At 61.2% G+C, this 25,970-nt stretch carries 15 protein-coding genes and 10 pseudogenes; 13 read left to right on the top strand and 12 right to left on the bottom strand.

What is annotated here, in order from left to right; all coding sequences use genetic code 11:
• Nucleotides 1-17: 17 nt before the first annotated feature.
• Nucleotides 18-1,514, bottom strand: a complete 1,497-nt coding sequence (locus tag AB870_RS23975) for a hypothetical protein (protein WP_047909154.1) — start codon at nt 1,512-1,514, stop codon at nt 18-20.
• A 455-nt stretch (nt 1,515-1,969) separates the two neighbouring features.
• On the opposite strand from AB870_RS23975, the gene AB870_RS23970 reads away from it, so the two are divergent.
• Entirely contained in the window at nt 1,970-4,333 is a 2,364-nt protein-coding gene (locus AB870_RS23970; RefSeq protein WP_047909153.1) for a phage integrase family protein, read from the top strand.
• A gap of 359 nt (nt 4,334-4,692) precedes the next feature.
• Here the strand turns inward: AB870_RS23970 and AB870_RS23965 are convergent, their stop codons facing one another.
• Complete coding sequence (locus AB870_RS23965; RefSeq protein ID WP_237170165.1) at nt 4,693-4,974, bottom strand: type II toxin-antitoxin system PemK/MazF family toxin; 282 nt, start codon at nt 4,972-4,974, stop codon at nt 4,693-4,695.
• A gap of 570 nt (nt 4,975-5,544) precedes the next feature.
• Here AB870_RS23965 and AB870_RS23960 point away from each other — a divergent pair.
• Entirely contained in the window at nt 5,545-5,913 is a 369-nt protein-coding gene (locus AB870_RS23960) for a hypothetical protein (RefSeq protein WP_053059761.1), read from the top strand.
• 209 nt (nt 5,914-6,122) lie between these two features.
• On the top strand, nt 6,123-6,476 hold the full coding sequence (locus tag AB870_RS23955; protein WP_071386924.1) for a hypothetical protein: 354 nt from the start codon (nt 6,123-6,125) through the stop codon (nt 6,474-6,476).
• Between the two features lie 181 nt (nt 6,477-6,657).
• Here the strand turns inward: AB870_RS23955 and AB870_RS23950 are convergent.
• Nucleotides 6,658-7,383 (bottom strand): annotated as a pseudogene (locus AB870_RS23950) (IS6 family transposase).
• Nucleotides 7,384-7,731: 348 nt separating this feature from the next.
• Between AB870_RS23950 and AB870_RS23945 the strand changes: the two are divergent.
• Both AB870_RS23945 and AB870_RS23940 read left to right on the top strand, forming a co-directional pair.
• Nucleotides 7,732-8,961 (top strand): hypothetical protein, encoded by a 1,230-nt coding sequence (locus AB870_RS23945; RefSeq protein WP_047909149.1) that lies wholly within the window; start codon nt 7,732-7,734, stop codon nt 8,959-8,961.
• 198 nt (nt 8,962-9,159) lie between these two features.
• Nucleotides 9,160-9,707, top strand: a pseudogene (locus tag AB870_RS23940) (IS6 family transposase); the annotation flags it as partial.
• Nucleotides 9,708-10,013: 306 nt separating this feature from the next.
• Here AB870_RS23940 and AB870_RS23935 read toward each other — a convergent pair.
• The 3 genes and pseudogenes from AB870_RS23935 to AB870_RS26645 all read right to left on the bottom strand — a co-directional run.
• Nucleotides 10,014-10,175, bottom strand: a pseudogene (locus AB870_RS23935) (transposase); the annotation flags it as partial.
• Nucleotides 10,176-10,296: 121 nt separating this feature from the next.
• A complete protein-coding gene (locus tag AB870_RS23930) occupies nt 10,297-13,428 on the bottom strand; it encodes an autotransporter family protein (protein WP_047909147.1) in 3,132 nt (1,043 codons plus the stop codon).
• Complete coding sequence (locus tag AB870_RS26645) at nt 13,379-13,693, bottom strand: hypothetical protein (RefSeq protein WP_157112520.1); 315 nt, start codon at nt 13,691-13,693, stop codon at nt 13,379-13,381. Before AB870_RS26645 ends, AB870_RS23930 begins: the two co-directional genes overlap by 50 nt.
• Nucleotides 13,694-13,852: 159 nt before the next feature.
• Between AB870_RS26645 and AB870_RS25965 the strand changes: the two genes are divergently transcribed.
• A protein-coding gene (locus AB870_RS25965) for an IS5 family transposase (RefSeq protein WP_157112519.1) occupies nt 13,853-14,670 on the top strand; the annotation gives its coding sequence in 2 pieces (ribosomal slippage) (nt 13,853-14,201 and nt 14,201-14,670; 819 coding nt in all).
• A 68-nt stretch (nt 14,671-14,738) separates the two neighbouring features.
• Here AB870_RS25965 and AB870_RS23920 read toward each other — a convergent pair.
• The 3 genes and pseudogenes from AB870_RS23920 to AB870_RS27605 all read right to left on the bottom strand — a co-directional run.
• Nucleotides 14,739-15,629: pseudogene (locus AB870_RS23920) on the bottom strand (IS256 family transposase); the annotation flags it as partial.
• Between the two features lie 641 nt (nt 15,630-16,270).
• Nucleotides 16,271-16,783 (bottom strand): DUF2165 family protein, encoded by a 513-nt coding sequence (locus tag AB870_RS27245; protein WP_047909145.1) that lies wholly within the window; start codon nt 16,781-16,783, stop codon nt 16,271-16,273.
• Nucleotides 16,784-16,939: 156 nt separating this feature from the next.
• Nucleotides 16,940-17,062, bottom strand: a pseudogene (locus tag AB870_RS27605) (GNAT family N-acetyltransferase); the annotation flags it as partial.
• Between the two features lie 146 nt (nt 17,063-17,208).
• On the opposite strand from AB870_RS27605, the gene AB870_RS23905 reads away from it, so the two are divergent.
• From AB870_RS23905 to AB870_RS23880, 6 genes and pseudogenes are all read left to right on the top strand, one after another.
• Entirely contained in the window at nt 17,209-17,952 is a 744-nt protein-coding gene (locus tag AB870_RS23905) for an IS6 family transposase (RefSeq protein WP_047909143.1), read from the top strand.
• A 62-nt stretch (nt 17,953-18,014) separates the two neighbouring features.
• Nucleotides 18,015-18,188 (top strand): annotated as a pseudogene (locus tag AB870_RS26640) (DDE-type integrase/transposase/recombinase); the annotation flags it as partial.
• Between the two features lie 410 nt (nt 18,189-18,598).
• A pseudogene (locus tag AB870_RS23895) lies at nt 18,599-18,817 on the top strand (IS110 family transposase); the annotation flags it as partial.
• A gap of 182 nt (nt 18,818-18,999) precedes the next feature.
• Nucleotides 19,000-19,692 carry an IS6 family transposase gene (locus AB870_RS23890; protein ID WP_418304018.1) on the top strand — a complete coding sequence of 231 codons (693 nt, stop codon included), beginning with the start codon at nt 19,000-19,002 and terminating at the stop codon, nt 19,690-19,692.
• A gap of 99 nt (nt 19,693-19,791) precedes the next feature.
• Nucleotides 19,792-20,940: a hypothetical protein gene (locus tag AB870_RS23885; RefSeq protein WP_157112518.1), complete on the top strand. Its 1,149-nt coding sequence runs from the start codon at nt 19,792-19,794 to the stop codon at nt 20,938-20,940.
• A 150-nt stretch (nt 20,941-21,090) separates the two neighbouring features.
• Nucleotides 21,091-22,146 (top strand): IS481 family transposase, encoded by a 1,056-nt coding sequence (locus tag AB870_RS23880; protein ID WP_047906141.1) that lies wholly within the window; start codon nt 21,091-21,093, stop codon nt 22,144-22,146.
• 148 nt (nt 22,147-22,294) lie between these two features.
• Here AB870_RS23880 and AB870_RS26635 read toward each other — a convergent pair.
• Nucleotides 22,295-23,658, bottom strand: a protein-coding gene (locus tag AB870_RS26635) for an IS3 family transposase (protein WP_237170176.1) whose coding sequence is annotated in 2 segments (ribosomal slippage) — nt 22,295-23,184 and nt 23,184-23,658 — 1,365 coding nt in all. Because the reading frame shifts where the segments join, the coding sequence is not laid out codon by codon here.
• Nucleotides 23,659-23,720: 62 nt separating this feature from the next.
• Nucleotides 23,721-24,029 (bottom strand): annotated as a pseudogene (locus tag AB870_RS23865) (integrase core domain-containing protein); the annotation flags it as partial.
• A 93-nt stretch (nt 24,030-24,122) separates the two neighbouring features.
• Between AB870_RS23865 and AB870_RS23860 the strand changes: the two are divergent.
• Nucleotides 24,123-25,472: pseudogene (locus AB870_RS23860) on the top strand (IS30 family transposase).
• A 12-nt stretch (nt 25,473-25,484) separates the two neighbouring features.
• Here AB870_RS23860 and AB870_RS25955 read toward each other — a convergent pair.
• Nucleotides 25,485-25,772, bottom strand: a pseudogene (locus AB870_RS25955) (transposase); the annotation flags it as partial.
• Nucleotides 25,773-25,970: the final 198 nt, after the last annotated feature.

The following is a 25,970-nucleotide window of genomic DNA, read 5'->3' as shown; positions in this document are numbered from 1 at the left end:
TGCCGCATGCTCCCTCCTCAGGCGCTACCTGACAAATTCTCCTGCTCATACGCGTTGTCGATGGCCTCCTGGGTTTTTATCGGGTCGTGCCCCGCCGCCTGGCGGGCTTCTGCGGTCTTGCGCCAGGCTGCTGCGGCCGACGGGTGCTCCCCCACCAGCGCGTAGGATGTTGCGACCTCCGACCAGGCGGCAGCGGCCTCCTCGTGCCAAGCCAGGTGCGTGTTGCCTTTGGCCTTCGCAAGCGCTTCGGCCAGCCAGAGATCTGCTGCGTCGGCACGCCGCTGCTCGGCCTCTGCGGCCTTGCACGAGGCGTCGTCGGCTTCCTTGTGCTGCCCCGCCGCCAAGTGGGCCGCTGCGACGCTCTTCCAAGCGGCTGCCGCCTTGTGCCAGGCGACTGCGGCGGCCCTAACGTTCCCTGCCTGCACGTGGGCATTCGCGACCCTCTCGTAGATATCTGCCGCCTTGCGACGGGCATGGGCGGCCTGGGCAGGCAGACCTGCCCGTGTGTAGGCGTCTGCGGCGTTCTCGTAGCCCTGTACCGCCGGCACGTTCCCACCCTCACCCAACCGCGTCCAGAGGTCTGCCATCTGCATATAGGCGTGGGCGGCCGGTTCGTGCTGCCCCATCTGGGCAAAGACTCGCGCGGCCACCAGGCAGGCTGCGGCGGCTCCCTCGAGCCAACCTGCCTGCCTGCGGGCGTCTGCGGCCGCCAGCGCGGCTCGTGCCTGCGCCTCTGGCTGGCCTGTGTGCCCGTAGCGATTCGCCGCCAGGAAGTACTCGTCTCCCGCCTTGCCGGGCTGGCCCGCCTCCATAAGGGCGTCCGCTGCTTTGTACAAGGCGTGGGCGCCCGACAGGCTCTGCGGGTTGGCAAACGCGGCGTCCCGCCAAGCGTCGGCAGCCCGCTGCCAGGCGGCCTGCACCTCGCCGGGGTGCACCTCCTCGGACTGCGGCGCCGCCCTGTAGGCGACCGCGGCCGCCGTGCAGCTCTCGGCGGCCCGCTCGAGCAGGCCGGCTTTCCTATAGGCGTTTTCGGCGCTCTGATAGAGCTCCGCCACCCGACGGTACCCGCCCTGCCGCGTCTGAGCTTCTGCGGCCTTCACGTAGCTGTGGGCGGCCATCCCGGCATCATTGGCCAGCAGGAAGGCTTGGGCGGCCGTCGCCCAGGCGTCTGCGGCCGATTCGAATGCCTGCGAGGCGTAGTCCGCGCCACCTTGCGCGAGCCACACTTGGCCGGCCAGACGAAACCGGTCGGCCGCAAGATATTCGGAAAACGCGTTGTTGCCCGTGCTGGCCTCCAGGGTTTGCCGCAGTTCGTCTTTGCTCGTCGGCGAGAGGCGTGCCGCCAGCATTTCCATTGCGTCCACGTAGGTGTCCGGAATCGTGAAACGGTTCGCGTGCCGTTCGGCGGCGCATCGGTACAGCATCAAGGTGCCGACGGCACGCCGCACCCCGGCAGGATCCTGACCGTCAAAGGTCTGGTCGCAGAAGCGCGTCGTGCACGGCCTGGGCATCATTGAAATTCAGGTTGTCCGGCACGCGGGGCGTGGCGTCATGAGTTGGCGCGTTCTGACCGATGCCGGGAAGTTGAGTGCTGGGGCCGGAGACGGGGTTAAGCATAAAAAGGAAGGTCCGTGAACGTTTCGTGGAGGAGTGTGCGGGTGCCGAACGGCCGCGCTGCACCGCGTATTCGCCTGACATTACCAGACGCCGCGCTGACTGGACTCGGGCCAAGACCTGATGTCATGCGTGAGGACCAGTCAGAGGACCGCGCAGCCGCGGCTCCCCCGCCCCGCCCGTGCGGCCGGCGAGGGGCTTCACGGATAAGAACCGTTCTCAACCATCTATCCACATTACCCCAATACTCTATAGCGTGATTTTTCTGATTTTACTCTGGCGTTTTGCTTTACCTCTGTCGTAAAATCCCGGCAGATCAATCACTTAACGAAGCCATGCGCTTTGCCAACACACCATGACGCAGCCCGCAGGCGGGAAGCACCACGACAACCCGGCGGTAGCCGACGTCACCGATGTGGAGTCGCGTGCAGTGCCGGCGTCAGCGGCCACGGCGCCGGACAGCGAGCGCGTGTCGCGGGCGGTGCGGGGCAGGGCACCGACGCGCGCCGAGTGGGAGCGTCGTGAATATCTGGGGATTGATCACTTCGCGTTCTTCCGCGGCTACCTGGAACGTTTGCCGCTCGACAAGCTCGCCGACCAGTATCTCGAGACCGGCTTTGATCTGCGCATGGCGCGCTCGACGCTGCTATGGATTCAGGAGCGCCTGGTCGCCGGCGCGCGGCGCGCGCAGGACTACCGTGCCGCTCGGTTGCTGGCGATCGCACCCGAGCAGCTTGTGCTGGAGACGGCTGCCCCCGCGAGCGGCGGCTCGGCAACGGCAACGACAATGCCGCAGGCGGTGAGCGCGCGCCGACCGAGCCTCGAAGAGTTCGCCGAAGCGCACGACCCGGATGGCTTCTACAGTCAGCGCGAACTGCTCGAGCTGTTTGCCGAGCATTACCCCGAGGCCATACCGGACCGGCGTGCCGAGCGCAATGAGCGCCTGCGCCGACGCCAAGTTGCCGCATTGCGTGCGCTGCAGACCCTGCTGGCGGTCGAACCCGCCCAGCACCACCACTGCGCGGGCTGGTTCCATCCGGTGCTCGCGCGTCGCCTTGAGCACGCCGGCATCGTCGATCTGGCCGATCTGTTCGACATCATCACCCAACGCGGCCCACGCTGGTACACGCGCGTGCGCGGCCTGGGCGAGACCGGCGCAAAGCGTCTGCAGCAATGGCTCGCGGATCACGCTGATGCTCTGAAGCGCACACTGCCGGCGTATGCGCTCACGCCGCGTCGCCAGTTGACCCACGAAGCACGGTGCGCCGCACGCCAGCCAGTCGATGGCGTAGCACCGCTGGAGTGGCTGGTGTGGCCTGATTTTGCCCGCGCGCACCCCACAAGCGGTGAGTCCACGAGCGCGCAGGCCGCATCGCCCTGGCCTGAGCGGCAGATCGTTGCCGACGGCATGGATGGCATCGACGGCACCGCGAGGACGGACGCAAGGGTGCCGATCCGTGCCTCGGCGCCCTCGGTCGACGCGATAGCAATCAAGCGACCGACCCGCGCGGGCAACGACGTCGAGGCGGTCAAAGCGTGGCTGGCCGCGATGGCGGCGGGGCTGAGTCCGACGACCGTCCAGTCCTACCGACAGCACGCCGAGCGGTTGCTGAACTGGCTGGCGTTCGTGCGCTACCGGCCACTGGCCGCGATGACCGTGGAAGACTGCACCGCGTATCGTGCCTTTCTCGCGGCACCGCCTGCACACTGGATTGCGCCGCGCGGTACTGCCCGCTTCACGGCCGCCTGGCGGCCGTTTTCCAAGCCGCTCGATGAGCCGAGCGTGCGTCTGTCGATGACGGTATTAAGGCGCATGTGTTCGTGGCTGTGCGCGGCGCAGTACCTGCGCTTTAACCCGTTTGCGCTGATGGCGAGGCCGCGCAGCGATGTCTTTGACACGCTGCACGTCGAGCGGGTGCTCACCGATAAGGTGTGGGACGCGCTCGAGACGTACTGGCGCCCACGGGCCATTCACAATGCGTCGGCCGAGCGCACGCTGTTTGCGCTGCAACTCGCGCGCACCACCGGGCTGCGGCTCGCGGAGTTGGCGCGCGCCACCGTCGGCGATCTGCGCTGCACGGTGCTGACCAATGACGGTGGCAGCGGCGACAGCGGTGGCCGCGGGGGTACGGTGCTTTGGAGCCTGTCCGTCCTGGGCAAGGGCCGCAGACGTCGTGAGGTCGAGCTGGCCGGATCGCTCGTGCGGCGCATCGAGGCGCACCTGAACGGGCGAGGCATTGCTGCCGCGCCGGGCAGCACGCTACGGCAGATCGTGGCCGATCCGGCGTTGGCCCGGGTGGCACTGATCGGGCGTCTGCCGCAGGTGCCTGCGTCGCGCACACCGGTCACCGCCAGTGCAGCAGAAGGCGGGCCGATGGCAAAGGAAGCACAGGAAACGACAGCAGAAAATCCAGCGAAGCGTCGCATGTCGCTGCACGCACCGCTCACGCCCGGCGCCTTGCGTCAGGTCATCGCGAGCGGCTACCGGAGAGCCGCGCAGGCGCTCGGCGGGGAATCGGCGCAAGCGGCCAGCACTTTAGCGCGCGCCACACCGCACTGGCTGCGCCACACCTTTGGCACGCACGCGCTCGAACACGGCGCGGCACTCGAAGTCGTGCAAAAGCTGATGGGGCACGCCAGCATTGCCACCACCTCAAAGTACCTGCATCCGGAAAAGCGCCGGCGCGCGGCCGACATGGACAAGGTTTTCGGCGGTTAATCGGGAAGGTGTTTCAGCGTCTGTCTGCACACGCCTTACCTGTATTAGCTGGACCACTGCCTGCCGGGTCGTTCCCTTCAAGAACCGTGCTCAGGTACGCTGCCACTTCCGCTTCGCCGTTCCGATCGCCGAGCGCATCGAACTCGGAGAGTTCGGAAACCGTCATTCTCTTGGTCACCGACCACCCTCCGGGGATTTCGCCCACGCCATGGCTCGCCAAATTTTGGTCTGCTGGATGCACTTGTCACCGCCGCCCCGCATCACGATCAACAATTCGCCGTGCTGAGCGTAGGACAAGCGCCAGCGTGGCCCGAAATGCTCGCGCATCTCGAACACGCTACATCCCCATAATGCTGTTCTCACAGGCTGAGAAGCAGGCGCAACGCGTCTTCGACCCTGCACATGTGGTTCGTGCCCAGGGTCGTGATGGGCTTGTCCCCCAGCAGCCTTTTATTCGAGATGGCACGAATCTGGTCGATGAGCAGATCCGTCGCTTTATTAGCCGCTTGCCTGGTCAAGCGGCCGAGCGCCACGCGAAGCGGGAAATAGTCCTCGCGCTCGACATCGGAAGTCCTAGGAATCGCGATGGTAGTCGGGTGGCCGGCGTCGTTGGGCGGATTCAACCGGTCGAGGCACCACACGAGCGCTGTCTGCGCCGCGCGAGCGTCAACCTGAAGCGACGCCAGTCCATCGCGGACACTCGACGCCCTTTGATCATGGTCCCCATCTGATGACGACTGTCGCTAAGCCAAGGCGCTACGCGCGACAGTTGCGTGGCGAGGGCAGGCGCGAGCGCCGGCCCACCCGCGAGCGTCGTCGCCCTGCGCTCGACGCGCGGGGGCGGCTCCCTCGGCGGCGCCGTCGCTCGCGCCCCACCCTGCCAAAGATCAGGCGTCCCGACATGTTTTCGAAAGACGTACGCCACGGCCTGTGGTAAAAATCTCCCAGTTGCCCCGGTGGTTGAGCCGGTCCATGGGACGGGTGAGACCGCCGCGCCGTTCGAGGTGGCCGGCGTCAGGCGTCGTTGCCTCCGACATCGCTGGCGAACCGAGGCCCCCCACCTTGTCGTTGGTGCGGCTTCACGGTGCGCGGAGCGCACGCTACCCGGCCTCGGGCGATCGCACCCTCCAAGTTGGTCAGCCGATACGTTGCGCGCACTGTCGACCCTCGAAAAACGCTCTCTCACCGCTCCTCTCACGGAGGCATCCGTCATGGACCATATTTCTGGCAACACCTTTTTCCGCGCGCTCTCGGCCCCGGAGGAAAGCGACTTCGGTCAGGCGGCGGGCAATTACGAAAACACCCCCTGCACAAAAGTCGTCAAGGGCTTGATCGGTGTGCTCACTCTGGGCATTGGCTACGGCATCCTGTATATGGTGGAAGACTGGTGCAACGTGATCCCGAAAAGGGCGGAGTTCCGCGAAGCGGCCGTCAAACTTCATCGCTCGATCGAGGCTTCGCCGAGGCAAAGAGGGCCTGGCGCTGAAGTCAGCGTGCATACGCGAGGCGGTCGCGAGATCAAGTTTTGCGAAACATGGGAGGGCGTCCAAATCGTGGATGCCGATAACAATGTGAGCTGAGGGAATGGACCCTCGAGGCCGTACGCGACAAATTAGCGGCGAATTTCGTCGCCAATTACGGTGCCTACGCCCCCTATTTGCTAGGGGAGAACCTACTGCCGGCAGATTCCCTTCTCCCGCTTGCAGAAAATACTAACCTTGTCTCGCTCGCGCCCTGGGCTGGCCCCGACCTCACGCAGGTCACGCAATGTCAGCCTCTTCGGACGTTTATGCTGCGGGCCACACAATTTTTGTCGGGCGAAAACCAGCAACGCTTTGGCGTGGAGGTGGCTGATTTTTTGTTCGGCAACGTGAATGATTTGCCCGCGGGGCTGGACGTACCGAACCCGGACATCCCGGCCGACGTCAAACGCCGACTACCGCAGTTGCTGCCCATTTCGGGAAACGAGTCGGATGAGGAGATCTGCGAGAAAATTCGGGTGTTCGGTGTCCAGTTGTTTGGCCACGACGTGGATCGTCAGTGCTCGCCGGTGGGCTCCGTGCTTCGGCCGTCAGAGGCTGCGCTCACCGGCGGTACCTCAATGGTCAGTTCGCAGCGCTCCGATTGGAACCCCTGGGCGTAATCGGTCCGGCGGGGGCGTCGGAATACGTCAGCCCTGGTGCGTTGGCGCCCGCGCGAAACGCTGGGGGGCAGCATCGATCAAACACACCCGATAGCCTTGTGCAGCCAGGGCAACTGCGAGATTAACGGTTCTGTCGCGATAACGAAGTTACGCCGAAGCGAAGCCAGGGGCAGGTTGGTTTTTACGCGGCCAGTGCATAGAATTGCTCAGCAGGGGACGCACGGCGTCCCTTTGGGGCAAGCATCTGCCCCTTGCGAATCAGGTGCATGGCCTCGATGCCGCCCAGGACAATGCGGGCACCACGGAAATTCTGGAAACCCAGCATCGGTCTGACGCGCCGTTTGATCGCGCGGTGGTCCTGCTCGACAAGGTTGTTCAGGTACTTGTTCTGGCGGATTTCGATGGGCGTCTCGCGCTGGGCGCCCAGCGCCTGCAGCGCGGCGCGGTTCGCCCCGCTTTTGTCAACGGTGACGGTCTTCGGCGTGCCCCGCCCGGCGGTGGCTTTTTCGAAGAACCGGCGCGCGGCGGCGGTATCGCGGCGTGCGCATAGCAGAAAATCGATGGTGTGGCCCGCCTTGTCCACCGCCCGGTAGAGGTATTTTCACTGGCCTCTGACCTGAATATAGGTCTCGTCCATGCGCCAGCTCTCACCGACAGGGCGCAGGCGGCGACGTATCGCTTTCTCGAAAACCGGCAGCCACTTGATCACTCAGCGATGGATCGTCGAGTGGTCCAGCGCCACGCCTCGCTCGGCCATCATTTCCTCCAGATCTCGCGAGCTCAGCGAATAGGCCACGTACCAGCGCACGCACTGCAACATAACCTCCAACGGGTAGTGCAACCGCTTCAGGACCTTGGCGATGCCTGCGGGCAAGGGCTTTTTCGGCGGTTTGGCTGCGCGCTTCATCGACTGGGTTCTCTGTGCTCGAAACCGTGGAGTCTACCTGACTATCCCTATTGCGACGGAACCCCATATTGGGTGGGCACCAAATTAACCAACGGCTACCCTGACGTCGAGAACGGTCGTCGCGAGGCGCTTACCGTTATCGCGACAGAACCCTCAAAGCTCACTCTGGCAATGTCGCGGCAAGCTCCTTATGATGTCGGTGTTGTCTCACACCCCGACGCTTGAATCGTCTCGCGAACGTTGCCCCTATGCACCAAAACATGGGCCAGCGCCCTGTGGCGCGGCCCGCTAGCCACCAAGCCTGGAGAAAACATGCATGTAGGTCGTTTAGGTCCGCTCGGTCATACCATGTACACCTACTCCACCGCGTCCGTCCCCGAGACGTTCGAGGAGCGGTTCCGGGCCTTGACGCTCGAGGACGCCGCGTCGCTTGAGAACTGTGCGGGGCTAAAGGAGTTTTTGCCGCGCGCCATCACCTATATAGAGCAGTCGGGCAACGGCGACAGCAGCGAAGACGTAGCCGGATTTCTAATGGGCATACGGGATGATTTGCCAAACGGCTTGGATGAGCCGCGAACGGAGATCCCCGTAGACGTCAAAAACATACTTGAGAGTTTGCTGCGCACTGATCGACCTAGACGTCCTGGGATACGCCAGGCACCTGAAAAAACGATCGAAATACTCCGTGACTTAGATGCGCGAGTGCATGGTTGGTGGAGACAACGGGCGGCTCAAGACGTTGAGGCGGGTTTCCCATCGTCTCACAATCTCGATTCCACCCTGGACACCGACTCCACCGCGTCCGTCCCCGAGACGTTCGAGGAGCGGTTCCGGGCCTTGACGCTCGAGGACGCCACGTCGCTTGCGAACTGTGCGGGGCTAAAGGAGTTTTTGCCGCGCGCCATCACCTATATAGAGCAGTCGGGCAATGGCGACAGCAGCGAAGACGTAGCCGAGTTTCTAATGGGCATACGGGATGATTTGCCAAACGGCTTGGATGAGCCGCGAACGGAGATCCCCGTAGACGTCAAAAACATACTTGAGAGTCTGCTGCGCACTGATCGACCTAGACGTCCTGAGATAGGCCAGGCACCTGAAAAAACGATCGAAATACTCCGTGACTTAGATGCGCGAGTGCATGGTTGGTGGAGACAACGGGCGGCTCAAGACGTTGAGGCGGGTTTCCCATCGTCTCACAATCTCGATTCCACCCCGGACACCACGGAATTTGAGCAGCGCCTCCAGAACTTGCCAGATAAGCAAAAGATGATGATCCTGCACTGTGAGGGGCTCGGGGATTTCCTGGAGCGGGCAACCGACTTTTTATCCACGCCAAAATACCGCGGCTATAACGTAGTCGTGGCCCATTATTTGATGGGCAAAGTCAAAGAGTTGCCCAAGCAATTGTCTGAGCCGGACCCGCCGATCTCCGACGACGTTAAAGCCGTGTTCAAAGTGTTGCTGCGCACTGACCAACTTTCGTTTTCCTTTTGGAAAACCGAGTCGCCTCAAAAAACGTGTAGAAAATTTGAAGCCATACGCGACCTCATGTTTTTCGACCAGTTGTACGATAGCTAGTCCTCTGTGCCAACCCCAAAAGCCACCGTTCCCTGTTTTGATGGCTTTGACACCGAGAAGGAGAAGAACGGTAGATGATCGGTTCTGTCGCGATAACGAAGTTGCGCGGAAGCGAAGCCAGGGGCGCGTTGGTTTTTACGCAGCCAGTGCATAGAATGGCACTGTCACGTTATCGGTAAGTTGGCGTACGATGACGCGATGAGAAAACCGAAATCACTCTATCATGGCCACCGATTCCCGGCGTCGGTCATCAGCCATGCGGTGCGTTGGTACTTCCGATTTCAGCTCAGCCTGCGCGACATCGAAGCGTTGCTGTTCGAGCGCGGGGTGATAGTCAGCTACGAGACGATTCGCCGCTGGTGCGACAAATTTGGCGCGGGTTTTGCCCATCGGGTCAAAGCGGCACGCTGCAAGCCCGGTAGCACGTGGCATCTCGACGAGATGTGTGTAAGCCTGCGCGGTGAACCCTACCTGCTGTGGCGCGCCGTCGACGCGCATGGCGCGCAACTCGACATCCTACTCCAGAAGCGGCGCGACAAGGCAGCCGCCAAACGGTTCTTCAAGCACGTGCTGCGCTCGAACCCCGTGCCACGCAAGATCGTGACCGATCAACTGCGCAGCTATCGGGCAGCCAAAGCCGAGCTCCCGGAGCTAGTCAATGTGAAGCATGTGTTTGTCAAAGCGGCGGCCCGAGTCAACAACCGCGCTGAGATAGCCATCAGCCCACGCGGGAGCGCGAGCGGCGGTATTGTCAGGTTGTTCGGATGGGGGAGGCGGAAGGATAGAATGCGACATGAAAAAATTTTCAGTCAGCCCCCAGCGCACGAGCGAGGTCGCGATCTCATTCAAAGGCTACCGTTTTCCGCCCGACATCATCAGCTACGCAGTGCGGCTATAGGGCACCTCGAATTACCGGCGTGTGTTCTAAACTCGCGGTGATGGGGCCAAGCTCAAGCGCATTTGCGAGCTACGCGAGGGTTGGTGGGGCGATTTTTTCGCCTCTTGGCTCCCGCCGCGGGCCGCTTTGGGCCGCTCCAAGCCCATTTGGGGCCTCAGAATGGCCGGGGACCCGCCTGCTTGAGCGAGCACAGGCGCCGCAGGTTGTACGTGGCGGCTTTCCAGTGCAGACGCAGCGTCGCCCGTGCCAGGCCGATGCTACGCAGGGCCTTGCCGCCCATCTGCGCCAGACTGGCGAACACATGCTCGACGCGGGCAGGTTCTGCGAAAACTGACATCAGCTGCGACGTCGGCAACGACAGTTCCACCAGCATTTGCGGCCGTTCTCCTCTCACACCGCCATATACCGGCCTGCCCGGTTTGACACCCATCGGCCACTCAAAACTTCCACGCCACCGACACCGAGCCGGCGATATCCGCATTGCCTGCCTTGTAGAGATTGGTCGACAGCGCCGCACCCAGCGCCAAGCGCTGACCTACCTGGTACGACAGGCCCGCCTGCAACCCAAGGCTGTCGCGTCCCACCACCTCACTGCGCGTGGTGAAGTTCGCTGACGGATTGCCGGCAAACGACGCGCTTTGCGTGAGCGAGCCGTCCGTCAGCTCGTGATTCCACGTCGCCTGCACGTTCGCGACGAGCGTATTGCCCGCCGCCAGCGGCAGCGCAAAGCGCACCTCACCGCCCACGCGCAAGCGCAGCGAATTAAACGTCTTGTCACCCAGCGTCAGATTCACGCCACTCGCATTGGACTCGGTCAGCGACGGCCGATACACCATCGTGTAATCGAGCGCCGCAACCGGCCCCGCACTCACCGCACTCGTCAGTGGCCAGCGCCAGCCGCCACCGAGCGTGGCCGAGACCGTCGCCCCCGTCCAGGTGCCGCGCGGCGTGGCCGTGTAACCGTTCACCGCGATCGTGCGATCCATGCGGCCGTCTTCGACACCCACGCGTGCCAGTGCAAACGCCTGCGGGCCGCTCGTCAGATCCGGGGCATACCGGGCATGCACGCCGAGATCAACCGCTGTGGTCTTGCCGGTGGCCGGCGTTGCGCTGTCGAGTCGTGTCGACTGACCGCTGATCGCCCCGTGTGCACCGATGGTCCACTCGCGATCCTCTCCGGTCACTTTTTCCATCCCAAAGACAACACCGTAGCTGTTGCCGCTTGAGCCACCTGCGCCCACTGTACTGCCGCTCTGAGTGCGCCAGTAGCTGCTGCCAAACGGCATCGCGAAGGTGCGCCAGTTGCTGGCAAGCGGGCGGGTGGGTACCTCGTCACTACCGCCGCTATCACCATCACCGCCGGCATCGCGCGCGGACGACATGCCGGCGTTCACTGCCGCTGAGACCAGATTCGTCATCTGCCGCTCACGCACCAGAGCGCCCGCAAACATCGCGCCATACGCTACAGGAGAGAGCTGCTTTAACGCCGGCGCAATCGCGCTGCCGTCGGCCGCCGAGAAGTCGAGCGCCGCAAACAGCGGCTGCATATCGGCTCCCGCGCTGCCTGCACTACCTCCACTGCCCGTGATCCTGTCGAGCGCGGCGCCCACCTGGCGCGTATTACCGTCCACGCCGTACTGCGCATAGGCGTTCGCCGCCCGCGAAATCGCCACGCGATAGGTGTTCGCGTCCAGTGCCGTCGCAGTGGCGTTAAGCGTCGGTGAGGCGAGCGTCGTCGTCACCGACGCGAACGCGCCCGTCAGGCTCGTCGCATTCAGCCACTGGTCCGAGCTCACACTGAAGCCGTTTGCGTACCAGCCACGTTGCGGCGCAATCGCCAGTGTACCGTCAAGCATCGCGTGGCCCGCCACGATCAGGCGGCTGAAGTTGCCGTTGCTCCCCACCGAAGCCAGCAGACGACCGGTACCAGTCTGTACATAGTCACCGGCGATGCTGATGAACTCCCCAGCGAGCAGCGGCGCCACCGTGCCCTCATTGGTGAACACACCGCCGGTATTGAGCTGATAACGGCTGTTGCCTGAGAGCGTCGCGCCATTGCCGACGTAAACATCGAAGACCTGATGGTCGCCGTTGATCTGCGTCGTGCCGCCCAGCATCGAGAGCGACAGATTGTTGAGACCGGCGATATTGCCGTCAAAACGCAGATTGAATGACGCATCGGGCTGCGAGGTCGCCCGCCCGGCCGCATCGGGCGTCAGACCAAAATTCAGCTGCGTGAGAAGCCAAGCGTTGCTGCTATCACGTTGCGCGTACGACGACAGAATGTCGCCGTACAGTGAAGCGCCGCGCATCACGTTGATCTGTCCGACGTAGCCGCTCTCCGACATATAGAGCGAGGCATATTTCCCGGCGAGCCGGCCGGTCACATCGACCCGCCCGACCAGCGGCCCCGCCAACTCGGCCAGCATCGGCAACGCCCCCGCGTTATTCCTCCGAATATAGGAGCCCCGGTATTCAGTGTCGTCGCCCAGCATGTTATGGCCGAAGTCGAAGCTCGCGGCGATGCCGTGCTCGCCGAGCGCTTGGACGTCGCCGCGCTGCACGAACGTATGATCTTTGCCGTACGCGAACATCACGCCACGCCCGTACGCACCGTCAGCATACACACGCGTGCCCGGCAAAATCGTCACCGTGTTGCCCGCCCCGTCAACACGAATGCCGGCGCCACCCGCGCCCGCCGACAGGAGATCGGCGCGCTGCGTGACGTGGTTGTAGCTGCCGTAAATATGCAGGCCCAGCCCGAGCGTCGCGGTGTTATAGGCGCCTGACACATATGCCGTGCCATCCGCATTGCGGGCATAGAACGGGCTGTCGTTGACCGTGGTGACGTTATCGTTATAGATCGAGCGACCGAAAAAATTGCGCCGGTCGATGTCGTAACCCAAGTCCTGCAGTGCCGCCAGTTCCGCCTCCATGAACGCCGTGTAGTTCCGGTAGTTCTGATGGCTCATCAGACTGTTCTTCAGCTCGATATGCGACATGAACGGTGGGTCTTTCGGATCCACCTCGACGGGGAGCCCCTTCATCGCGTTGTCGAGCACTTCATTCACGTTTGTGCCGGTAAAGTAAGCTTTATTGGTACGCACATCGAAGCCGCCCGCCACCGGCGAGGTCGAGCCGGTAGTGATGATTGCCTGCCCCGGCGACGGGGCATTGCCATTATCATCGCGCAGATGGATCGACCAGTCGTCGAGTACCGAGGGAAAACTCGCGGCGTACGTGCCGCTGACCGGATCACTGGTGGTAATCAGGTTGGCGCCCACGCCCAGCGTGTGTGCCACTTCGTGATAAATTACCGCCGGCACATCCGCCCCCGTATTCAGTGGCAATTGCGACGGAATGTACGGGGCCGCGGAGAACTTCATCGTGCCGATGGAGATTTCGCCATGCGCGCCGAAGAGCGAAGGATTGACCGGACCGTGGCCGATCAACACCTTCGTCACCAGTGTCTGCGGGTCGGTCCCGCTGCTGCCATACGGGCTGTCAGCGTGCGCGCCGTCATCGCTCATCAGGCCGATGTCGATAATCGCGGGACCTTGCCCTGGCATTACCCGAACGATCTCCCCCCCAATAGCGCAACGCCGCCATCGTCTGCGCGTGCTGAATCGCCGAAATCGTGCCTGAGGAAGCAACGGCCACCGTCGGCGTCGACTCACTCCAGCGATAGGCGCCGTCGGCCGGGCTCAGGAAGCGCGCCGTGATAAACGGCTGGCCGCGCGAATCTTCAATATATTCGGTTTCCTCGGCGTTAGCCGCCGGCGCCATCAGGCACAGCGCCGCAAACGCCACGCATGCCATTCGAATGTTTTTCATTGCCTCACCCCCGTGTTGAACCCAGCCGCCCGCTCTGGCGATTTTCAGAAATTACCGATGCCATTTTACTTAGAGGCCAGTTCAAAAATCCCGAGAGGGGCTGTTAACTTTCGGGGCGACCTGTTAACCTCAGGTATCCAGGCAACGGGGACTGAGGGAATGCAAGCGCCGATCATTGACGACGATTTGTGGCAACTGATCGAACCGTTACTGCCAGAGGTGAAGCTTCGCGCGAAAAGCGATCCTGGTCGCCCGCGCGTGCCCGATCGAGCAGCACTCGATGGCATCTTGTTCGTGCTCAAGACCGGCATTCGCTGGAACCATTTGCCGACCCGCCTGGGCTTCGGTTCAGGAGCCACTTGCTGGCGACGATTGAACGCCTGGCAGAAGGCCGGCGTATGGGAGCAGCTACACGAGTTACTGCTGGACAAACTGCGCGCAGCTGGCCAAATCGATCTCTCACATGCCGCCGTCGATTCGTCGTCGGTGCGTGCTGTTGGGGCGGGCGAAAAACTGGCCCGAACCCCACGGATAGGGCGCGACCCAGTTCCAAGCACTACCTCCTCGTAGACGCCAACGGTATCCCAATCGTCGCGATCCTCACCGGCGCGAACGCCGCCGACGTCACACAGCTGCTGCGCCTCGTTGACGAGATTGCACCGATTCGCGGTGCTCGCGGCCGCCCGCTTCAGAAGCCCGGTATCGTCTATGCCGATCGCGGCTACGATTCCACCCGGCACCGGCGCGCACTGCGCGAGCGAGGCATCAAACCTATGATCGCCAAGCGTCGGACCGAACACGACAGCGGGCTGGGCAAATATCGTTGGGTCGTTGAGCGCACCCACTCCTGGCTCCATCGTTTCCGGCGGCTTCGCATCCGCTTCGATCGGCGCGCCGATATTCACGAAGCATTCCTCAAACTCGGCTGTTCTCTCGTCTGCTGGAACATCCTCAGAAACACTCAACTGACTTTTTGAACTGGCCTCTTAGTCGGTCCTGAACAAATCGATGTCGCGGCGCGCCGGGGTTGCGCAAGCGCGTGTGGGGCCATCCAGCTGTCTTGCATCACCTTTTTGGCGCGAGCCTGCTGCGATTTCGGCAGCGCGTTGAGCACGTTGCCCAACTTGTGAAACCAACAGCGCTGATGCTTCGTCTGCGTGAACACTTCTTCCATCGCTGCCCGGAATCACGTCGCACCATCGCCGCAAGCCAGCCGCGGCCCTGACGGCAGCCCGCGATTCTTCAGCTCGAGTAGCAGTTCGCTCCACGAGGCCTTCGACTCCCGATAGCCGTCACTGATCGCCACGCGCTCTTTCGTCCCGTCCGGTTTGACACCGATGATCACCAGCAGGCACTGGCCATCGGAATCGTCGCTGCGCACGCCGGTGTCTATGCCGTCAGCCCGCCAGTACACCCAACGTGCCGAGGACAAGTCCCGCCGGTTCCACCGAGCGTGCTCGTCGGCCCATTGCGCCTTCAGACGACTCACCACGTTCGGCGACAGGCCGCCGACCTGGCCGCCCAGCATGATGCTCAGGGCTTCGCTTATGTCGCCCGTCGAGATGCCTCGCAGGTACAGCCGCGGTAGTGCGGCCGACACGCGCACGGATTTGCGAACGTACGGCGGCACGACCGCCGAATTGAAGCGGATGCCCGAACCCGAGCGATCACGCACCTTCGGCACCTGAACGGCCACGGGTCCAATTGCCGTGACGACGGCACGCTCGGGCAGATAGCCATTGCGCACGACTGCACGCCGGCCGTCCAGCGTCTTTACGTTCGAATACCGCTCGAGCAATGCCTTCAATTCCGCCTCGATTGCTTGCCGGATAATCTGCCGCGCGCCTTCCTGGATCAGATCGTCCAGCCCGACAGGCCCCTTGATTTCTGCTGCCGCGGCTTGACTGCCATCCGCTTCCCGATTACGTTTGACCATGGTGGTGGATTGGTTGCTGAGTTTGTTACCTTGGAAAGCAACATTCTCCTGCAATCGCCACCGCCTCCCTCCGTTTCCGCTACCCACTCCCGTACACCAGATCCAACATTAGCTCAGCCAACTCACCGGGGCCCCATTCCGGAATTGTCATGTTGTACCTAACTAACGGTAGGGTCTTCATGTTTTAACTTCGGAAAATATGTACCGGTGAATGAGTATCCCATTAAGGATTGCTAACCCTGCTTGGGTATGCAATGACTGACAGTCATCATCGTCAAGGGAGTATCGTCATCGCCCTGCGAAGGCGCAACTGAGATAAATACACGTCGAACACAAGCAGCAGGACGACTCCCCGTAGCCTCTTATAGACATCGTACGGATCACGCTGGCTGTTCCCGCCGCGAACCGACGCGTCAGGTGGGGCAGGGAAGCAACGGAATAGCCAACCAAATTAAGCGGCCAGTTCATGTGTGCGCCGCATTGCGCGCATTGCGTTTGCGCCGACTCACACGATCTGCGACCAGACCGGGCTCCGTTCGAGAACGGGTCGCCAGCCGCCTGTTTCGCGGCGTGGCCGCTCGCACACGGTGGCGGCGAATTTCCGGGCATGGCCTTGAGTCCGGCGGGTTCTGCCGGAAGATTCAGTGCGGTGTGGCGTCCGCACCGGTGCCATCGTTCGGCACGATCAGATAGATAAGTGCGAGCAGGAACGTCACGACGAAGCGAAACGCGCTTTCGAGGCCATTCCACTGCGTCGACATCCACATCCCAAACCATTCACCACCGATCGTCATGAAGCTGACCTGCCAGGTCAGAAAACCCAACGTAAGTCCTGAGACGGCCCAGGCCCGGGCCGAGCGGAACGTTGCGTCAACCGCGTGGCGTGTGCGCAATAGCCTGGCTGCGCCCGTCCAGCACAACCCCGCCGTGAGGGTCTGCATCACGATAATGGCGATATAGCCCGCATGATGAACCCACGTCTGGTCGATGGACCGATACCGGATGCCGCTGCCAGGAAACGTTGTATCCATCAGGAACACATGGCGTACGAAAGCGAAATTGGTCGCGTAATCGGTGATGTTGTTGAAGGCCACCAGCGAGGCAAGCAGGGCCATCGCGCTGACCGTGGCGGCTTTGGAAAGACGGATGATCATGCCCGGGCAGCCCCTCCTGGCTGGATGGTCAGGACCGCAATATCGAGCCCCTCGATGCGCTCGGTACGGACAAGCACATCGCCACGCCGCTCGTCGAAGCGCTGGCTGGTTTGCCTCTCGCCGTTCATGAGCAGGCGACCTTCGGGGTCGCTGACGGCGTTGTGCCGCCGTCTCGGCCAACTGGAGCAGCCGGCTTCCGAGGCCGCGCCGCTGCAAGGCGGGAGCAACGACGAGATTCGCGACATGAACATGGGCGCTGGCTTCTATCAGTTCGACCATGCCCACCATTTTCTGGCCCGGGCCGATGCGAACCCAAACGACATGCGGGTCCAGTACGGATCGATAGTCTCGGCTCATGGGGTCGGGCTTGCATCCGATCACGGGGTATTGTCACGTTGTTCGGATGGGGGAGGTGGGAGGATAGAATGCGAAATGAAAAAATCTTCAGTTACCCCCAGCGCTCGAGCGACGCGGCGATCTCGTTCAAAGGCTACCGTTTTCCGCCTGACATTATCAGCTATGCGGTGTGGCTGTATTATCGGTTTCCGCTGAGTCTACGCATGGTCGAGGAAATGTTGGCCGCGCGGGGGATTGAGCTGACCTACGAGACGGTACGGTGCTGGGCGACGAAGTTCGGTCTGGCCATCGCCGGGCGTATTCGATCGACGTCCCCGAGGCGCGGCGACAAATGGCATCTTGACGAGGTGGTGGTGACAATCCACGGCAAAAAACATTGGCTGTGGCGAGCGGTCGACGAGCACGGCGCATTGCTTGAGGTGCTGGTGCAAAGCCGTCGCGACACGGCCGCCGCCAAACGGCTCATGCGCCGCCTGCTCAAGCGCCATGGCGGCGCGCGCGCGATCGTCACGGATAAACTGCGCAGCTATGCGGCGGCCAACCGCGAGCTTGGGCTAAGCGTCGAACGCCGCCAGCATAAAGGTTTGAACAACCGGGCGGAGAATTCGCATCAGCCTACGCGGGTGCGGGAGAAAGTGATGCGTCGCTTTAAGTCGACACGCCAATTGCAGCGCTTCGCCTCAGTCCATGGTCAGGTGTCGAACCTGTTCATGGGCTGTCGCTATCACCGCAACGCCGAGCATAAACGCGCGGTGCGCACCCAGGCTTTCGCGAGCTGGGAATGGGCTTGCTCCGCCCGTATGGCAGCATAACGAGCGTCGTTTTCTGCCATGGTGCCTTGGCTCGGTTTCAACTAAACAACCTGACAATACCCGACGAGATGTTCGTGAGCCTGCGCGGTGAACCATACCTGCTGTGGCGCGCCGTCGACGAGCATCGCGCGGAACTCGACATCCTGCTGCAAAAACGGCGCGACACGGCGGCCGCCAAACGCTTCTTCAAGCGCGTGCTGGGCTCGAATCCGGTGCCACGCAAGATCGTGACCGATCTGACCCTGCCCTGATTTCACGTACAGGAGGAATTTGTTAATTTCCTGTTTGTACGGAGGGTTGTATGTCAGAAAAATATGGTGAAAATCAACACGCGTACGGTTCTGTGGGAGCGCTGGCGGGGGGTTACCCTGCGCCACCCGGTAACTCATCTCAGGTGTTCGCCCGAGGGCGGCCTTCATGGCCGTTGCCCACACTGTCACCATGTGATCCAGTGCGAATTGGCCGCGACGGCGCGTTCTCTGGGGGCCGCACAGGACCCTATCAGCAACTCGCAAGCGGCAACGAAAATGCGCTACTCGACTCAAGTCCTGTAAACGGGCGCGAGCATACGACTGCCAAGATGGAAGATCATAGAGGTCTTCACAGGGCAAACCGGAGGGTCCAAATGAAGTAGACGACGGTCGGAGTGGACATTGCGAAGCACGTCTTCCAGCTTCACTGGGTGGACGTCAGCACGGGCGAGATCGTGAACACGCAGTTGAAGCGCGCGGCATTCCTCGAGCATTTTGCGAATCGCGAACCGTGCCTCATCGGAATGGAGGCGTGCGGCGGCACCCAGCATTGGGCACGACGATTGATGGAGATGGGCCATCAGGTCAAGCTGATGCCAGCGAAGTTCGTCAAGACTTAGGCGAAGCCACTATCGGGCGAACACCTGAGGCGTGCACCTTGGCGGGCGATCCTTGTGACCGAACAACTATCGGGAAATCCGGTTCCGTCGCCCTAGGGGTAGTCAGGTAGACTCTACGGTTTCGAGCGCCGGGAACCCCGTCGATGAAGTGAGCAGCCAAACCGCTGAGAAAGCCCTTGCCCGCAGGCATCGCCAAGGTCCTGAAGCGACTGCACTACCCGTTGGAGGTTATTTTACAGTGCGTGCGCTGGTACGTAGCCGATTCGCTGAGCTCGCGAGATCTGGAGGAAATGATGGCCGAGCGAGGCGTGGCGGTGGACCACTCGACGATCCATCGTTGGGTGATCAAGTGGCTGCCGGTTTTCGAGAAAGCGATACGTCGCCGCCTGCGCCCAGTCGGTGAGAGCTGGCGCATAGACGAGACCTATATTAGGGTCAGAGGCCAGTGGAAATACCTCTACCGGGCGGTGGACAAGGCGGGCCACACCATTGATTTTCTGCTATGCGCACGCCGCGATACCGCCGCCGCGCGCCGGTTCTTCGAAAAAGCCACCGCCGGGCGGGGCACGCCGACGACCGTCACCGTTGACAAAAGCGGGGCGAACCGCGCCGCGCTGCAGGCGCTGGGCGCCCAGCGCGAGACGCCCATCAAAATCCGCCAGAACAACTACCTGAACAACCTTGTCGAGCAGGACCACCGCGCGATCAAACGGCGCGTCAGACCGATGCTGGGTTTCCAGAATTTCCGTTGTGCCCGCATCGTCCTGGGCGGCATCGAGGCCATGCACATGATTCGTAAGGGGCAGATGCTTGCCCCCAAGGCACGCCGTGCGTCCCCTGCTGAGCAATTCTATGCACTGGCCGCGTAAAAACCAACGCGACACTGGCTTCGCTTCGGCGTAACTTCGTTATCGCGACAGAGCCGCAAAAACGAATTGTTCAAGACGGACTGCCGAAAGAACTCTGCCATGGTTAATGAAGTCGGAAACAACGCGCTGCGCTCATTGGCGCGGACCCAGCACCCCGCGTCCATAGCACCGGACCAAGTCATTGTTAATTCAACGCTTAGACGCGCACTGCGCGATTTTCTGAACAACATTCCTAGATTCCGACGCGATTTTGATACGATCGGCGGCAGTGTTGCAGGTTGTGCCGCATTGCACAACTGTCTTAGCCACATCGAGCATGTGGAGAAAAAGTGCAAACTTGGGCCGGTGGAGCGCCCCGAAATCCTTTTTGAATTGGCTCAAGCGGCGCAATTATTAGATGTTGCGAAACACGAAGTCATCAATAAACTACCCGAGCTGGTGCCGGGCTTTGCGGAAAAGTTGTTCGCGGACTTCGGATTGTTATTTGGGCTGATCGCCGCTGCGGCGATCTTATGCGCGGCACCGCATTTGGCGCTAGCCGCGGGGGGGCTGTTGATCACCAGCTTCTTAGGGCAAGGCTGGGCGATAGAGCGCGAAGACGCGCGCGAAAACCTTGTTGAAATATTCGCGCCCCAGTTGGAAATGATCAGATCGGCGACGGTTCGCGCGGAGAGCGCCTATACCACTGAATACATCAAGGCGCGTGTGTCTAGGGTTGCAGCAGCGCACTACGAGGCGTCACTGGCTTTACCGCGGAGCAACCCTGTCAATGGCGCGTTAAGCGGCACGGAATCGTTGCCTCAGTGGCGCGTGACGGCGGATGCCGAGAAAAGTCGACTTTGCTTGATTCTGTTGGGAATCCAGACCGGTGCGATATCGATCCCTGACGCGCAAGGGCGCGAGCTGCTGTGCAAACTGCTTGACGCGGAAGCGCTCGCTCAGCAGCAAGGCTTGGAAACTGACTTCCAAAAAAACGAAGCAATTCGGCAGGACTTCCTCAGACTGTTAGACTTCTTGAAGTATCGCCCCCCCGTCATGCAGTTGATCCGGGAGGGGGACGCAGGTGAAAACGGAACTTGGGCGCAGGGCTCGGAGTTCGAGCGCCTCCTACGCGAGCATGAGGAGGTGATCATCGATTGCGGTGAGCAGCCCGCCTCGACGCAAGACCGGATACGCCGTGACACCGGACATGTGAAGGCGCGGCTTGGCTTGCCCGTCGGCACGGCGCCGGACGCACACGGGACATAGAGACAGCAGCAAACGATCGCGTCCGGAAGAAGGCTGACATGTAATAGCCTAGACTAAATCTGACAGCTGTCGGTTTCTCCCGGGGCACAGCGTTGTTCGTCGCATCCAGTGACGGCAACGTTGCGGTCCCTGAACCGCAAGGAGTCCACCATGACGCAAGATCAGAAAGTCATTCGTGCCAAAGTCGGAATTCTCGAGCTAGCCCGCCAGCTCGGTAATGTCAGTCAAGCGTGTCGCGTGATGGGCTATTCACGCGACAGTTTTTACCGATTCAAAGAACTGTACGAGACGGGCGGCGAAGCCGCCCTGCAGGAAATCTCTCGGCGGCGCCCGCAGCCCAAGAATCGCGTGGATCCGCAGGTCGAAGCCGCAGTGGTCGAGCTGGCCCTGGAGTTGCCCGCGTACGGCCAGATCCGCATCGCCAATGAGGTGCTCAAGCGTCATGCGCTGCACGTCTCGCCTCAGGGCGTGCGCAGCATCTGGCTACGTCACGACCTCGAGACCATGAACAAACGCCTGACGGCGTTGGAGGCCAAATCTGCGCAGGAAGGGCTGGTGCTCACCGAGACCCAGCTCGCCTCGCTCGAGCGGGCCAAGCTTGAGAAAGAAACGCACGGCGAATTCGAGTCAGAGTGTCCCGGCTACTGCGGCGCTCAGGACACCTTCTACGTCGGCACGCTCAAAGGGGTGGGCCGGGTCTACCAGCAGACGTTCGTCGATACCTACTCGAAGGTCGCATTCGCCAAGCTCTACGATCGCAAGACGCCACTGCCGGCGGCTGATCTGCTCAACGACCGCGTTCTGCCCTTCTTCGATAGCCACGGCATCCCGCTTATGCGCATCCTGACCGATCGTGGCACCGAATATTGCGGTAACCCCGAGCATCACGAGTATGAGCTCTATCTGGCGGTGGAAAACATCGACCACACCCGTACTCGGGCCAGGTCGCCCCAGACCAACGGTATCGTCGAGCGGTTGCACAAGACGATGCTCAACGAGTTCTATCGCATCGCCTTTCGCAGGAAAATCTACGACTGCATCCCCGCACTGCAGGCCGACCTCGACCACTGGCTTGACGAGTACAACACGCGGCGAGAACATCAAGGTCGATGGTGCTATGGCAAGACGCCCATGCAGACTTTCCTCGATTCTCTCTCGCTCGCCAAGGAGAAACTCATTCCTCATTCAGCTGCCGTGACCGCTTAATCCTTCCGACTACCTGTCAGATCAAGTCTCAGCTAATACAGCTGACACGCGCGTTCGCACCCCCCAAGTTCGTCGTCGAAAACCATTCCGAGACGAGGGTGAACCGCCCCGGGAGTGAACTGAACCCCGAGAGTTGGACGTTGAAGCGTTAGTTTTTTCCCGCTCGCATTCGATATTCCACGGGACTCAGTCCACCAAGTTTCGATTTGATGCGGCGCCGGTTGTAGTAGTCGATGTAGCCCTTCAGACCTACTCGTAATGCGTCGACGTCTTCGAAGTCCGAGAGATGGAAGTACTCGGCCTTCAGAGTGCCAAAGAAGCTCTCCATGGCCGCGTTATCGAAGCAATTTCCTTTTCTCGACATGCTTTGCTTCATTCCATAGCGCGCCAGTGCCGCTCGGTACGGTTGCATGCGATAGTGCCAACCCTGGTCTGAATGAAGCATCGGTGTAGCCGCATTTCTGCGTTTCTTGACAGCTTTCCTGAGCATGCCCATGACCATCGGGAAGTCGGGGCGATAGCTCGACTCGTAGGCAACAATTTCCCCATTGTAGAGGTCCATGACCGGAGAAAGGTACAGCTTTTTCCCCGCGACCCGGAACTCGGTCACATCGGTAACCCACTTCTCGTTTGGGCCCGACGCGGTGAATTCACGATTGAGCAGGTTTGGCGCGGCCTCGCCGATTTCGCCCTGGTACGACCGGAACTTCTTCCTGCGCACCCTCGACCTGATTCCCAATTCGTTCATGAGGCGCTGCACCTTCTTGTGATTGACCAGCTCGCCATCACTGCGGATAGTCAAGGTGATGCGACGATAGCCATACAAGCCGCGATGTGCAGCATAGACCGCCTGAATCTTCGCCTTGAGCCCACCATGCCGGTCTGGGGTGGCCAGCGTTTTGATCCGATAGTAGTACGTACTGCGTGGCAACCTCGCAGCCTGGAGAAGATCGGTCAAGGGGAATTCCTGCCTCAGTTCAAGCACTATTTTGGCTATTTCTGCCGAGCCAACTTCTTTGCTAGAACCAAGGCATTGAATTTTTTTAGGTACGCGACCTCCGCGCGTAACTGCTGATTCTCACGAAGCAGTTGGTCTGACTCATCAGATCGCGGAGCTTCCAACGACTGGTTCGAGGTCTTTTTCTTGGCTGGCACCGAAACATCCCGTCCCGACAGGCGCATGCTCTTGAGCGAACGGAGCTCCCCCCGTGCTTTCTGTTGTTGCCACATCCTGATGCTATGCGGATTGCCGATATTGTAAATGGCAGCCAGCTCTCGACAGGAAAGGTTCTCAGCCACGCCGCGGTGCACCACCTCAAGCTTGAACTCAATGGTGTAAGCACCACGCTGCCGGATGAGCCCAGCGTTACCATGGTGACGATATGCCGCGACCCAGCGCCTCACCATGCTTTCTGCAATACCGAATTTCGCCGCAAGGAGCTTATACCCCCCTTTGCCAGCAAGGTACTCGCGAACCACCTTCTCTTTAAACTTTGCATCGAATTTCCTCACGGAACCTCCAAGGTCGTGTCCAACTCTCGGGGGTCAGTTCAAAATCGTGGAGGCTGGTTGGTTTAAGTTAATGCGGGTTCAGTGGCAGCTGTTTCAAGTTGCCGATAGTGGTTTGCCTCAGCTTCGGCGGGCGGGATATAGCTGAGGGGTTCCATCAACCGATGATGATTGAACCAGGCCGCCAACTCCAGCGTTGCCAGTTCAACGGATTCCCGCGTTTTCCAGGTGCGGCGATGAATCAGTTCAGCCTTGTACAAGCCGTTGATCGTTTCAGCCAAGGCGTTGTCATAGCTGTCGCCCCGGCTGCCGACCGACGGTTCGATGCCCGCTTCGGCCAGCCGTTCGCTGTAGCGAATGCTGACGTATTGGGCGGATTCAACCGGTCGTCGCAACACCATTGATCGACGAGGTGTTGCGTGAGAAGAAGTGCAAAGCAGGTATATCGGTTGCCAGGGCGAGCAGCGATGTACTCTCCGGGCGCACCCTCGCTTGGACATGAAATCGAGCGACGTTTTTGGCAACAAATCGCGACCGGCATTACAAGCGAGAAAGCGGCGGAGGCGGTGGGCGCATCTCAAGCGGTAGGCTCGCGCTGGTTCCGCTATCGTGGCGGCATGCCACTATTCATGTCGAAACCTATTTCGGGTCGATACTTGTCGTTCGCTGAGCGAGAAGAGATAGCATTGCTTTCTGTCCAAGGCCTCGGTGTGCGCGAGATCGCCCGCCGTATCGGACGAAGTGCGTCAACCGTATCACGAGAGCTCACGCGCAATGCGGCGACACGTGGCGGTAGCCTCGAGTATCGTGCTTCGGTCGCGCAGTGGAAGGCGGAACGGTTTGCCAAACGGCCAAAGCCAGCGAAGCTGGCAACAAATGCGCGGCTGCGTCAATATGTGCAGGAGCGCCTGGAAGGCAAGGTTCATGACGCTGAGGGCCATGAAATTGCCGGGCCTAAGCAGGCACCGTTCAAGGGGTGAAATAAACCGCATCGCGGCGACCGAAGGTGGGTCAAGGGCTGGTCACCTGAACAAATCGCTAATCGCTTGCAGGTAGATTTCCCGGATGACGAATCTATGCGCATCTCTCACGAAGCCATTTATCAAGCTCTTTATATTCGAGGGCGCGGCGCGCTCAAGCGTGAGCTGGTGGGCTGCCTGCGCACCGGACGCGCGTTGCGCGTTCCCCGAGCAAGAGCGCGTGCCAAGGCGTGGGCGCCTGTCAGCGAGGAGGTGATGATTTCCAGTCGGCCGGCAGAGGCGGAAGATCGTGCTGTGCCGGGCCATTGGGAAGGCGACCTGCTCATTGGCCTGAATCGTTCCGCCATTGGGACGCTGGTGGAAAGATCAAGCCGGTTCACGATGCTCGTGCACTTACCTCGTGAGAAAGGCTATCGACTTATTCCACGCACCAAAAACGGACCCGCGCTGGCCGGCTACGGAGCTGTCACGATGGCCAACGCACTCAAGAAGACCATGGTGGACCTGCCTGCCCACTTGTGGCGATCGTTGACTTGGGATCGTGGCAAGGAGCTGTCCGATCACGCACGTTTCACCATCGAATCCGGCGTGAAGGTGTTCTTCGCTGACCCGCACAGCCCATGGCAGCGTGGTACGAACGAAAACACTAACGGCCTTCTACGAAAATACTTTCCAAAGGGCACGGATCTATCTCGCTGGAGTGCTCGAGAGATCCAGGCTGTTGCGAACACGTTGAACTCCAGGCCCCGCAAAATGCTTGGCTGGAAGACGCCTGCGGAAGCCTTGGACGAGTACCTAAAATCTGTTCAACAATCCGATGTTGCGACGACCGGTTGAATCCGCCGTCGCTTTTGAGAGGATTTCCACATCGAGTTTCGCACTGGCTAATTCCTTGCGTAGCCGACTGACTTCCGCCTCCAGCTCCGATACGCCGGGCTTGGCGCGGCTCACAGAGGCTGCCGCGCCTGGCGTGGCCGCCCCGCCTTCGCGCTGCTTGCGCGCCCAGTTTCCGAGGGTCGCCATCGGCACCCCCAAACGGCGTGCCGCCTCATTGTGTCCCACCGAATTTGCCAGTCTTGCCGCCTCCACCCGGAACTCATCCGTGTAGCGACGATTCGGTACCCCTTTTTCGCCCATACCCACCTCCGTTCAACAGATTATCCAACTTCTCTGCTGTACGTCGTTTCGAGGCAAGGTCAATCTATCGCAGCCTGTTCGTGCAAGCGCGCGGCGTTCTCAAGAAGGAGCTGCAGTATCGTAAGCCGTCATTAAAGGACGCCCTATCGCGGTAGCTCGACAGGGGTCAAGCTTGCGTCCGCAAAGACTTTTGCGGAC

Source organism: Pandoraea faecigallinarum, from assembly GCF_001029105.3.
GTDB classification, from domain to species: Bacteria; Pseudomonadota; Gammaproteobacteria; order Burkholderiales; family Burkholderiaceae; genus Pandoraea; species Pandoraea faecigallinarum.
This window is presented reverse-complemented; position numbering and strand designations above follow the sequence as displayed.